This window comes from Peribacillus sp. (genome assembly GCF_059453735.1).
Genome location: NZ_JAZVJO010000401.1, coordinates 1 through 12,143, shown reverse-complemented (window position 1 = coordinate 12,143; position 12,143 = coordinate 1). Strand labels below are relative to the sequence as shown.

General features: G+C 40.6%; 11 protein-coding genes and 1 pseudogene. All 12 read left to right on the top strand.

Annotated elements, in window-relative coordinates:
• Window positions 1–260, top strand: a pseudogene (locus tag AC52RT_RS13355) (ribonuclease Y); the annotation flags it as partial.
• A gap of 95 nt (window positions 261–355) precedes the next feature.
• Window positions 356–1,153: a TIGR00282 family metallophosphoesterase gene (locus AC52RT_RS13350; protein ID WP_495541198.1), complete on the top strand. Its 798-nt coding sequence runs from the start codon at window positions 356–358 to the stop codon at window positions 1,151–1,153.
• A 196-nt stretch (window positions 1,154–1,349) separates the two neighbouring features.
• Window positions 1,350–1,610, top strand: coding sequence for a stage V sporulation protein S (locus AC52RT_RS13345; protein ID WP_040376540.1), 261 nt, complete (start codon window positions 1,350–1,352; stop codon window positions 1,608–1,610).
• 75 nt (window positions 1,611–1,685) lie between these two features.
• Entirely contained in the window at window positions 1,686–2,609 is a 924-nt protein-coding gene (locus AC52RT_RS13340) for a dipeptidase (protein ID WP_495541197.1), read from the top strand.
• A gap of 211 nt (window positions 2,610–2,820) precedes the next feature.
• Window positions 2,821–4,572 carry a 2-oxoacid:acceptor oxidoreductase subunit alpha gene (locus AC52RT_RS13335; RefSeq protein WP_495541196.1) on the top strand — a complete coding sequence of 584 codons (1,752 nt, stop codon included), beginning with the start codon at window positions 2,821–2,823 and terminating at the stop codon, window positions 4,570–4,572.
• A complete protein-coding gene (locus tag AC52RT_RS13330; protein WP_495541195.1) occupies window positions 4,559–5,425 on the top strand; it encodes a 2-oxoacid:ferredoxin oxidoreductase subunit beta in 867 nt (288 codons plus the stop codon). The genes AC52RT_RS13335 and AC52RT_RS13330 overlap by 14 nt, the downstream gene beginning before the upstream one ends.
• Before the next feature lie 560 nt (window positions 5,426–5,985).
• Window positions 5,986–7,071 (top strand): L-threonine 3-dehydrogenase, encoded by a 1,086-nt coding sequence (gene tdh, locus AC52RT_RS13325; protein ID WP_495541194.1) that lies wholly within the window; start codon window positions 5,986–5,988, stop codon window positions 7,069–7,071.
• Between the two features lie 25 nt (window positions 7,072–7,096).
• Complete coding sequence (locus AC52RT_RS13320) at window positions 7,097–8,287, top strand: glycine C-acetyltransferase (RefSeq protein WP_495541193.1); 1,191 nt, start codon at window positions 7,097–7,099, stop codon at window positions 8,285–8,287.
• A gap of 170 nt (window positions 8,288–8,457) precedes the next feature.
• On the top strand, window positions 8,458–10,005 hold the full coding sequence (gene miaB, locus AC52RT_RS13315) for a tRNA (N6-isopentenyl adenosine(37)-C2)-methylthiotransferase MiaB (RefSeq protein ID WP_495541192.1): 1,548 nt from the start codon (window positions 8,458–8,460) through the stop codon (window positions 10,003–10,005).
• Window positions 10,005–10,433, top strand: coding sequence for a YlbF/YmcA family competence regulator (locus tag AC52RT_RS13310; RefSeq protein ID WP_040376547.1), 429 nt, complete (start codon window positions 10,005–10,007; stop codon window positions 10,431–10,433). The genes miaB and AC52RT_RS13310 overlap by 1 nt, the downstream gene beginning before the upstream one ends.
• Before the next feature lie 274 nt (window positions 10,434–10,707).
• Window positions 10,708–11,244, top strand: coding sequence for an outer spore coat protein CotE (locus AC52RT_RS13305; protein WP_495541191.1), 537 nt, complete (start codon window positions 10,708–10,710; stop codon window positions 11,242–11,244).
• A 255-nt stretch (window positions 11,245–11,499) separates the two neighbouring features.
• Window positions 11,500–12,143, top strand: a 644-nt coding sequence (locus AC52RT_RS13300; RefSeq protein WP_495541190.1) for a MutS N-terminal domain-containing protein, incomplete at its 3' end; no start/stop codon positions are given.

Genomic DNA, 12,143 nt, shown 5'->3' with positions numbered 1-12,143 from the left:
GTGAAACACTAGAAAATTATATTCGCCGCCTGGAAAAACTTGAGGAAATCTCGGAATCTTATGATGGTGTTGAGAAATCATTTGCTATCCAAGCAGGACGAGAAGTGCGTATCCTTGTAAAACCAGAGCAAATTGATGATTTAGAGGCACATCGTCTCGCTCGTGATATCCGGAAACGGATTGAAGAAGAACTAGATTACCCTGGTCATATCAAAGTAACGGTGATTCGAGAAACTAGAGCCGTTGAATATGCTAAGTAAGCAAAGTGGAGAAATCCACTTTGTTTTTTTGTTCTTATTTTTTTATGGTACAATAATAAAGCTTACTAAATGTGCGAAGAGGAAGGGTTTTTTTCATGAAATTGCTATTTATAGGTGATGTAGTTGGATCACCGGGCCGTGATATGGTTAAGGAATATCTCCCGAAAATTAAAGAAAAGTACCGTCCCCACATTACCATTATTAATGGTGAGAATGCTGCTGGAGGACGTGGAATTACAGAGAAAATTTACCGTGAATTCCTTGAATGGGGAGCACAGGCAGTAACGCTGGGTAACCATACTTGGGATAATCGTGAAATTTTTGAGTTTATTGATGATGCCAAGTACCTAGTGCGACCGGGAAATTTTCCTGAAGGAACTCCAGGAGAAGGCTTGAAATTTTTAAAACTAAATCAACTTGAGATCGCTGTAATTAATTTACAGGCAAGAACGTTTATGGCACCGCTCGATGATCCATTCTTAAAAGCAGAGGAATTGGTTGCTGAAGCTAAGAAGCGCACTCCTATTATCTTTGTCGATTTTCATGGTGAAGCTACTAGTGAAAAACAAGCAATGGGTTGGTTTTTAGATGGTGAAGTATCGGCGGTTGTTGGTACACACACACATGTACAGACTGCTGATAATCGTATTCTCCCTAATGGTACTGCTTTTCTTTCTGATGTGGGAATGACAGGCCCGTATGACGGAATACTTGGCATGGAGAAGGAAGCAGTCATTCATCGCTTTTTAACTAGCTTGCCGGTTCGTTTTGAAGTTCCTAAAGAAGGCCGAACCGTTTTAAGTGCTGTTATCATTGAAATTAATGATCAAACGGGAAAAGCTAAGAAAATAGAACGTTTATTAATTAACGAAGATCATCCTTTTTATCATTAAGAATCATAAATTGCTTATGCATACGTGCATAGGCAATTTTTTTTGAACATAAATATAAAGACAAACTACATTTTGTACAGGTAATTTAGATTTACAGTCATAGGTGTTTCACCTAGTGAATATAGTAGCAATGGAATGGAATCACTTCTTTTGAGTCAGTCTTCACCAAGGTAAGGGAAAACAAGGAGGACTAGGGATGGAAATATTAAAAGTTTCAGCAAAATCTAATCCTAATTCTGTAGCAGGTGCACTCGCCGGGGTTCTCAGGGAAAGAGGAGGAGCAGAAATCCAAGCAATTGGTGCGGGTGCAATAAATCAAGCTGTAAAGGCTGTAGCGATTGCACGAGGATTTGTCGCCCCTAGTGGAATGGATTTAATCTGTATACCTGCCTTTACAGATATTAAGATTGATGGAGAAGACCGAACAGCAATAAAGTTGATTATTGAACCTCGATAGAACCTACTATATATAATCCCCTGTTTGCTTCGTTGCAAGCAGGTTCTTTTTTTATGCTGATAAAGGAGGAATGTAATGAGGATATTCGATGCTCATTGTGATGTTTTGATGAAACTCTTTTTGGACCGGAATCTACTGTTTACCGATCATTCGAAGCTGCAAGTGAGTTATCAATCTCTCATCCATTCACCTGGAAGTATCCAATGCTTCGCGGTATATATTCCAGAAGCTGTTCATCCAGATCTACGCTATATGGCTGCGTTAGCGATGATTGATATTTTTTATGAAAAAGTCCTAAACTTGCCGAACGTCAAACATATAAAATCTAAAAAAGACATTGACGCAATGAAGGGCGATGAAATTGGAGCTATTCTAACGCTGGAAGGCTGTGATTGTGTCGGAGGGGATTTGCTTAAATTAAGTACACTCATACGTCTTGGCGTCTCCTCTGTAGGGCTGACATGGAACTATGGTAATCTAGCGGCTGATGGTGCCCTGGAGAAGCGTAATAGTGGTCTGAGTATATTTGGTCAGCATTTAGTCATGCTATTAAATAATAAGTCAATCTGTACGGACGTTTCCCATTTATCGGAGCACTCATTTTGGGATGTCTTAGACCTTGCTGATTATCCAATTGCCTCGCACTCCAATGTATATAAACTTTGTCCACATCCAAGGAATCTACGAGATGATCAAATTAAAGGACTTTTAAAGAAACAGGGAATAATAGGAATCGCATTTTTTCCGGATTTTTTACGATCATCAGATGGTGCACAGATAAAAGATATTCTGAAACATCTTGATTATATTTGCGGATTAGGAGGAGAGAACCAAGTTGGATTCGGTTCAGACTTTGACGGAATCGACCGTACTGTTGAAAACCTTGCATCTTATGAGGCGTACGGCTTATTAATTGAAGAATTAGAAAAACATTATTCAGCGGATTTAACTAAAAAAATTGCCTTTATGAATTTCGCTTCACACTTTCCGGAACGGTAATCTCTGATAAATTAGATAGAGTTTTAAATAACTAATTATTCAGATATTTATTTAATAATGGAAGGAAATGGTTGCATTTTCGAATGTAAAAAGCTAGAATGAAAACGATTACCGAGGGCTTAAAATAGTGTAATGCAGCCCTATTATTCTGATAAATAATGATTCTAGAACCATGTAGACGAGTAGATATCGTAAAAGGGGTGTAAGGAATATGATCAATCAACTTTCATGGAAAGTTGGCGGACAGCAAGGCGAAGGGATTGAAAGTACAGGGGAAATATTCTGTATTGCTTTGAACCGGCTGGGCTATTACCTTTATGGTTACCGTCATTTTTCTTCGCGTATTAAAGGCGGTCATACCAATAATAAAATTAGAGTCAGTACAACCCAGAACCGATCAATCTCAGATGACCTTGATATTCTGATTGCTTTTGATCAGGAAACGATCGACGTTAACTACGAAGAACTTCATGACAATGGAATTATCATTGCTGATTCAAAATTCAAACCTGTTCCACCCGACACAAAGGCAGTACTAGTCAGTATTCCTTTTACTGAAATAGCAGCAGATTTAGGAACCTCATTGATGAAAAATATGGTGGCTATTGGTTCTACATGTGCTGTTCTTGGTATGAATATTGATGTGTTCAGCGGAGTGGTCAATGAAATATTTGGTCGTAAAGGAGAAGAGATTGTCAAAAAAAACATGGCTGCCATTGAGGCAGGCTATGAACATATGAAAGAAGCGTTAGCTGGAGACGTCGGGAAGATGATGCTTGAAGAAGCAGACGGCAAGAAGCGAATGTTTATGATAGGTAATGATGCAATAGCTCTAGGAGCCATTGCAGGAGGGTGTCGATTTATGGCTGCTTATCCTATAACTCCTGCTTCAGAAATTATGGAATACCTGATAAAGAAGTTGCCGCCATTAGGCGGTACAGTTATACAAACTGAAGATGAAATTGCTGCCGCAACGATGGCTATTGGAGCAAATTACGGTGGTGTAAGAGCGATTACTGCATCAGCAGGACCAGGTTTATCGTTGAAAATGGAAGCAATCGGTTTGTCCGGCATAACGGAGACGCCGCTGGTTATTGTTGATACACAGCGTGGTGGTCCTTCAACAGGATTACCAACCAAACAAGAGCAATCTGACCTTATGGCGATGATCTATGGAACACATGGAGAAATCCCCAAGATTGTCATGGCTCCGAGTACCGTGGAAGAGGCATTCTATGATACAGCTGAGGCATTCAACTTAGCTGAAGAGTATCAGTGTCCAGTGATCATTCTCTCTGATTTACAGTTGTCGCTTGGAAAGCAGACTGTTGAGCCTTTGGATTATGGACGAGTTGAAATTAGACGCGGTAAACTGCAGCAACAGGGTACACTCCCAGTGCTCGAAGCCAATGAGTATTACAAACGATACGAAGTAACTGAAGATGGTATTTCGCCTCGTGTAGTACCAGGTATGTTTAACGGCATTCACCATGTGACCGGTGTCGAACATGATGAAACAGGAAAGCCATCCGAGTCAGCGGTCAACCGCAAGAGTCAGATGGATAAACGGATGCGGAAGATTAAAAAGCTTACTTTTAAAACACCGGTATACAAAAACACCCCTCATTTAGAGCCTGATCTGTTAATCGTCGGTTTTATTTCTACAAGAGGTGGAATTGAAGAAGCGATTGGACGACTTGAGGCTGATGGACTGAAAGTGAATCATGCCCATATACGGCTGCTTCATCCATTCCCTGCGGATGAAATGTTTCCGTTAGTTCAGTCAGCTAAGAAAGTGGTCGTTATTGAAAATAATGCAACAGGTCAGCTTGCTAATATTTTGAAGATGAATGTTGGGCAAATCAACAAAATCAACAGCATCCTAAAATATGACGGCAACCCGTTTCTGCCACATGAAATCTATGCACAATGCAAGGAGTTGTTCACTGATGGCGACGTTTAAAGAATTTCGTAACAATGTGAAACCTAACTGGTGTCCAGGATGCGGAGATTTCTCTGTTCAGGCTGCGATCCAAAGAGCTGCGGCTAATGTAGGGCTTGTACCTGATGAATTAGCCATTGTCTCTGGTATCGGCTGTTCTGGACGTATTTCCGGGTATATTAAATCATATGGCTTCCACGGCATTCATGGACGCTGCCTGCCTATCGCGCAGGGTGTTAAAATGGCTAATCGAGAACTGACCGTCATTGCATCTGGAGGGGACGGCGACGGATTTGCTATTGGTATGGGACATACCATCCATTCGATTCGACGGAATATCGATATCACGTATATTGTGATGGATAATCAAATCTATGGGTTAACAAAGGGACAGACATCTCCACGTTCTGCAGCCGGATTTAAAACAAAATCGACACCGAAAGGGTCAATCGAACAAGCCGTTTCTCCAATGGAATTAGCCTTATCCGCAGGAGCAACTTTTGTTGCACAAAGTTTTTCTACTGATTTGAAGGATTTGACAGCTATTATTGAAGCGGGCATTCGGCATAAGGGTTTTTCCCTCATCAATGTATTCAGTCCGTGTGTAACCTATAATAAAATTAATACGTACGATTGGTTTAAAGAAAACCTGACCAAACTGAGCACAATCGATCAGTATGATCCTTCCGATAAACAGCAAGCGATGCAAACCATTATGGAACACGATGGTCTTGTCACGGGAATCATTTATCAAGATCCAGATCGTCAATCCTACCAAGAATTAATTCCTGGATTTAAAGAGGAAGGATTGAGCAAAGCTGACCTCAATTTAAGTCAGGAAGCGTTTGACCAAATGGCAGGGGAATTTATGTAAGGATGAAACGGACAAGGTGATAAGCACCTTGTCCGTTTCACTTTTTCTACTTGAATATAAACGCTAAATGGAGGGGGACTTCATTTTAGCTGCGCGATGTCTTTACGATTAGTAGGAACCATTACAGCCGCAGTTATGATTATTGTTGTTGTTATTGTTATTGTTATTTTGTCGTCTGCAACCACAGTTTAATCGAAATAACCAGCAGTTATCGTGGTTCTGGTTTCCATTGTTATTGTTGCTGTAGTTCGTATTGTTCTGATTAGAATTTTGGCTGTAGTTCGTATTTGAGTTATTTGGCGAATTAAATCGGCAATGACAAGTAAAGCTGTTATTAGAATTTGAGTTAGAATGATGATTGTTATTTGAATTATTGGACATGAAAAACACTCCTTTTTGATTGACTACAAGATAGAGTATTCAAAGATAGACAAGGTGTACAAGATATCTATCATTATATTGAAAAATTGTGCGCGCATTATATAGTCCTTATTGTATTTCTCAATCGGACAGTCATGTTTATCGTTGTTTTTTCATATTGATAAAACAGCTGATTAACAATGATTAAGTGGGTAGGATTAGGGAGAGTGTCCATGGTGAATGGGAAAATGCAAGCCATCATAAAACATCAATATGGCTATGGTGCTGAATTACAAATGATCGATATTCCGGACTTTGCGGAGGAGGAAGTCTTAATCCAAGTAAATGCGGCTTCTATCTGCGGCACTGATGTTCATATTTATACTTGGGATGAATGGTCACAGAATCGGGTACATCCACCCTTTATATTTGGTCACGAATTTTCTGGTGAAGTGGTCGGTCTCGGTGCCAAAGTAACTTCTCTCAAGAAAGGTGACTTTGTATCTGCGGAAACACATTTAGTCTGTGGATCGTGTCAACAGTGTCTGGCAGGTCTTTATCATATATGTAAACACACCAAAATTATCGGCGTAGATACTCATGGGTGCTTTGCTGAATATATTGTTTTACCAGCTAAGAATGTCTGGAAAAATCCTAAAGATATGCCAGTGGAGGTTGCTTCCATTCAGGAACCGATGGGGAATGCCGTTCATGCGGTTCTTTCCGGGGAGGTTGTAGGCAAAACTGTTGCGATTATCGGCTGCGGGCCTATTGGGATGATGGCGGCAGGTGTCGCTAAGGCTGCAGGGGCAGCGGAAGTTATTGCGCTTGATATAATCGAGTACAGACTGAATCTTGCAAAGAGAATGGGAGCAACATATACGATTAATTCGGCAAAAGAAAATCCGCTGCAGGTTATCGATCGAGTAACATCCGGCAATGGAGTGGACGTAGTTTGTGAAATGAGCGGGAACCCTGCAGCGATAAATCAAGGTCTTAAAATGGTTACGAACGGCGGGAGGGTATCTATTTTAAGTCTGCCGACACGCCCCGTTGAGATTAATATCACAGATGACATCGTTTTTAAAGGCATCACGGTTCAAGGGATAACAGGACGGAGAATGTTTCAAACCTGGCAGCAAGTTTCACGTTTGCTTACAACAAGACAGGTCGATGTATTACCCATCATCACGCACTCATTTCCGCTGAGGGAATTTGAGAGAGGCTTTGATCTCATGATAGAGGGCAAATGCGGTAAGGTAATCCTTCATCCGCAGCATGGATAAATGAATAAATGAGTGGGGGGATGATATGCAAGGCTTCAACGATTTACAGGAAGAATTAGATAGGATGAGGAAAGAGGGAACATTTCGCCAATTAGTTACCCTTCAGTCCGAACAAGGGGCAAGGGTAGTGATCAACGGGAGGGAAGTCATCCAGCTTTCATCTAATAATTATCTAGGTTTAACCAATCACCACCGTTTGAAACAGGCCGCCATAAAGGCCATTGAAAAGTATGGAGCAGGAACAGGTTCTGTACGAACAATTGCCGGGACGCTCACTATGCATCAGGAGCTAGAAGAGAAACTAGCTTCCTTTAAGCATACGGAGGCATCTCTTGTCTTTCAATCGGGTTTTACAACGAATCAGGGTGTACTTTCAGCGGTATTAAGTGAGGACGACGTAGTCATCTCCGATGAATTAAATCATGCCTCCATTATTGATGGCATCCGTCTAACGAAAGCTGCACGATCGGTCTATAAACATATGGATATGCTTTCTCTAGAAAGTACCTTGGCTGATACCCAAAATTACCGTAAACGCTTAATCGTTACAGATGGTGTTTTTTCAATGGATGGTACGATTGCACCGCTGCCGAAAATTGTAAAACTTGCCGAGAAATATGATGCACTAATCATGGTAGATGATGCCCATGCATCAGGCGTCTTAGGGGAGAATGGCCGTGGAACCGTCAATCATTTTGGACTGGATGGAAAGGTCGACATACAGGTAGGTACGCTAAGTAAAGCGATGGGGGTGTTAGGTGGATATGTCGCCGGACCGCAGGTGTTAATTGACTATATAATTCATAAGGGACGTCCATTTCTATTCAGTACTTCTCACCCCCCTGCTGTAACAATGGCCTGTATGGAGGCGGTCAATGTGTTAATTGAAGAGCCGAAACGAATCGAAAAACTCTGGACTAATAGTGAATTCTTCAAACAGGGGCTGCGGAGTTTGGGGTTTGATACGGGTAAAAGTGAAACGCCGATTACGCCAGTTATGATTGGAGATGAAGCGCTGACCTTAAAATTAGCGGATAAACTGCTGGAAAATGGCGTTTTCGCTCAGGGAATCGTTTTCCCCACGGTTGCGAAAGGGCAGGCAAGGATCAGGACGATTGTGACATCCCAGCACAGCAAAGCAGACTTAGAGCAGGCATTGCAGGCATTTGAGAAAGCAGGAATGGAGCTGAGTATTATTCGTCAATGTAAGCTTTAAAACGAGGGAACAGTCCTCGTTTATTTTTTTGTATTTAAATTATGGATAGATTTTGAATATATGGATAAATGATTGTTTGAAACCTATAAATGGTTTAAAATGAAAAGTTGTAAGTCAAAAATAGTAAAAAAGCTACAGTTTTATAGGGAATGAGAAAGAGGGGGATATTCTTGAACGAAAAACAGCGTCTAGAATCACAGCAAGTGCATGCTGAACAACCCACGGACAAAATATCCGAAAAGGACTACAGCAGCTACTTTCAGACTGTTTACGTACCTCCATCTTTGAGGGATGCAAAAAAGCGCGGCAAAGAAGAAGTTAAATATGAAAAAGATTTTGCCATCGCCGAGAAATTCCGCGATATGGGTAAAGGACGTAAATTTTTCATTCGTACATATGGCTGCCAAATGAATGAACACGATACAGAAGTTATGGCTGGGATTTTTATCGCACTTGGCTACGAAGCTACGAATACAGTCGATGATGCAAATGTTATCCTATTAAACACCTGTGCGATCCGAGAGAACGCTGAAAATAAGGTGTTTGGCGAGCTTGGCCATTTGAAAACACTTAAAACAGAAAGACCGGATTTATTATTAGGTGTTTGTGGATGTATGTCTCAGGAAGAATCAGTCGTTAATCGTATACTTGCCAAGCATTCATTTGTTGATATGATTTTCGGTACGCATAATATCCATCGTCTGCCGCAGATTCTTAATGAAGCCTACCTTTCAAAGGAAATGGTCATTGAGGTTTGGTCCAAAGAAGGCGATGTGATCGAGAATCTTCCTAAGGTTCGAAAGGGCAAAACGAAGGCATGGGTTAATATCATGTATGGCTGCGACAAGTTTTGCACCTACTGTATTGTCCCGTACACACGGGGGAAAGAAAGAAGCCGTCGCCCAGAAGAAATCATTCAAGAAGTGCGCCAGTTGGCATCACAGGGCTATAAAGAAATTACCTTGCTTGGACAAAATGTGAATGCGTATGGGAAAGATTTCACAGACAGCAGTTATGGTCTCGGTGATTTAATGGATGAAATGCGTAAGATTGATATTCCAAGAGTCCGTTTTACCACAAGCCATCCAAGAGACTTTGATGATCACTTGATTGAAGTTCTCGCAAAAGGCGGAAACCTTGTCGATCATATCCATCTTCCTGTACAATCAGGAAGCACAGACATTTTAAAAATCATGGCTCGTAAGTATTCACGTGAGCAGTATTTAGAACTTGTCGCAAAAATAAAAGAGGCAATTCCCAATGTTTCATTGACGACTGATATTATTGTCGGCTATCCTAATGAAACGGAAGAACAATTTGAGGAAACGATGTCTCTGTTCCGTGAAGTAGGATTTGACGCCGCTTATACATTCATTTATTCACCACGAGAAGGCACACCGGCTGCTAAAATGGTAGATAACGTCCCAATGGAAGTGAAAAAAGAGCGTTTGCAGCGGCTTAATGCTTTGGTGAATGAAACTTCTGCTCAAAAAATGGATGCGTATATGGGACAGATTGTCGAAGTGTTAGTAGAAGGTGAAAGTAAGAAGAATCCGGATGTTTTGGCCGGATATACATCAAAAAATAAACTGGTAAACTTCATTGGACCTAAATCCGCTATTGGCCAGCTTGTTTCTGTGAAAATTACAGGTACAAAAACATGGTCATTAAATGGAAATATGGTCGAAGAAGCTGCCGCAATAAGGATGGAAAGCTAATGGCAACTTATACAAAAGAAGATATTATTGAACGAGCAGCAGAGCTGGCAAAAATGATTGCAAGTACGGAAGAAGTCGATTTCTTCAAGCGTGCTGAAGCACAGATAAATGATAATCAAAAAGTGCGCGAAATGATTGCTAGCATCAAGAGCTTGCAAAAACAAGCCGTGAATTTCCAGCATTACGGAAAAGAAAAAGCATATAACCAAGTACAAGCAAAAATTGATGCATTGCAAAAAGAAATTGATGAACTGCCAATCGTAGAAGAGTTTAAGCAATCTCAAGTCGATGTAAATGATCTTCTGCAGATGGTTTCATCGCAGATTTCTAATACGGTAACGGATCTAATTATTGAAGCGACAGAAGGTGACCTTTTGAGTGGGGAAACCGGTTCAAAGGTACGTGCTGGCGGGAATAGCTGTTCATAATAGAAACTTTAAAAGTAACCCTTCCGTCAAACGAAGGGTTTTTTCTTATTTAGCCTAAAGGAGGTAAATACCAAAAAATCAGTCTATCTTTTACCCTAAAAAGCTGTCAATCTAACAAATACCTCCTCAGTCTTGGCACATTACCTAGAAACGGGGCATAAAATAACGTATGTTTCAAGATTTGGGATTCAGTTTCTAGTCTGAAAAATTGTGGCACATTAGACTTTTAACCCGCATAGGATGAATGGAAACTGTATGAGGAGGGTTCGCTAGTATGTCAGATTATAGAGAGATAATAACTAAAGCGGTGGTGGCAAAGGGACGTAAATTTACAAAGTCTTCACACACCATTAGCCCAGCTCATCATCCGTCAAGCATTCTTGGATGTTGGATTATCAACCATAGATATGAAGCGATTAAGGTTGATAAAAAAGTGGAAATCCGCGGCAGCTACGAAATTAATGTTTGGTATTCGCATAATCATAATACAAAAACAGAAGTCGTAACTGAAAAGGTACAATATACTGATGTTTTATCGTTAAAGTACCGTGACCCGGATTGTCATGAAGATCAAGAAGTTATTGCGAAAGCGGTCCAACAGCCAAACTGTATTGAAGCATCTATTTCTCCTGATGGGAAAAAGATTGTCGTTCAAGTAGAACGGGAATTCTTTGTAGAGGTGATTGGCGAAACGAAAGTATGTGTCGCCGTTAGTCCTGATGGATGCAGTGATGATGATTGGGGCTATGACCCAGATGACGATTTTGAAGATTTGGATCCTGACTTCCTTGTTGAATTTGAGGACGAATAAGGAGCTATCTTGAAATGGCTAGGTATCAGCCGGCAGAATCATACTGGAGAAGACAGAATTCATTAATTATAGATACCGGATGAATTTTTTTCATCCGGTCTTATTGTCTTTATTGGCAAAGGTTCCAAAATGTTTTTTTTACATATGTCTGTAATTTCTGAAGCAACCTGCATTTCATAGAAAACTCGCTTTTTTCTTATGGTATAATAGTGGATACATAATAATGATAATTTAGTTTGGAAGGGTTTTGGGAACATGGCTGGATACACACCAATGATTCAACAATACTTAAAAATAAAGGCAGAGTACCAGGATGCCTTTTTATTTTTTCGTTTAGGCGATTTTTATGAAATGTTTTTTGATGATGCGATTTCAGCATCAAAGGAACTTGAAATAACCCTGACTGGGCGTGAAGGGGGAACGCAGGAAAAGATCCCTATGTGTGGAATCCCGTATCATGCTGCAGCAAATTATATAGATGTTTTGATTGAAAGAGGCTACAAGGTAGCCATTTGTGAACAAGTAGAAGATGCGAAAGTAGCCAAAGGGATGGTTCGCCGTGAAGTAGTCCAGCTGATTACGCCTGGAACGAAAATGGATGGCAAAGGGTTAGATGAAAAAGAAAACAACTACATTGCGACCGTTACGGATTTTCATAATCAGAGCTTTGGATTTGCTTATACAGACCTATCGACGGGTGAAAGCAGGACAACCGTTATCGAAGGACGATTTGATGACCTGTTTAATGAGCTGTCGACTATAGGGGCAAAAGAAGTTGTACTAGCCAGCGATTTTAATAGCGAATGGCAGAAGAACATGAAAGACCGCGGCATAGCCGTTTTATCATTCGAAGATCAAATTGAGGATAAAGAATCATCATTTGAGAAATTATTGACGAT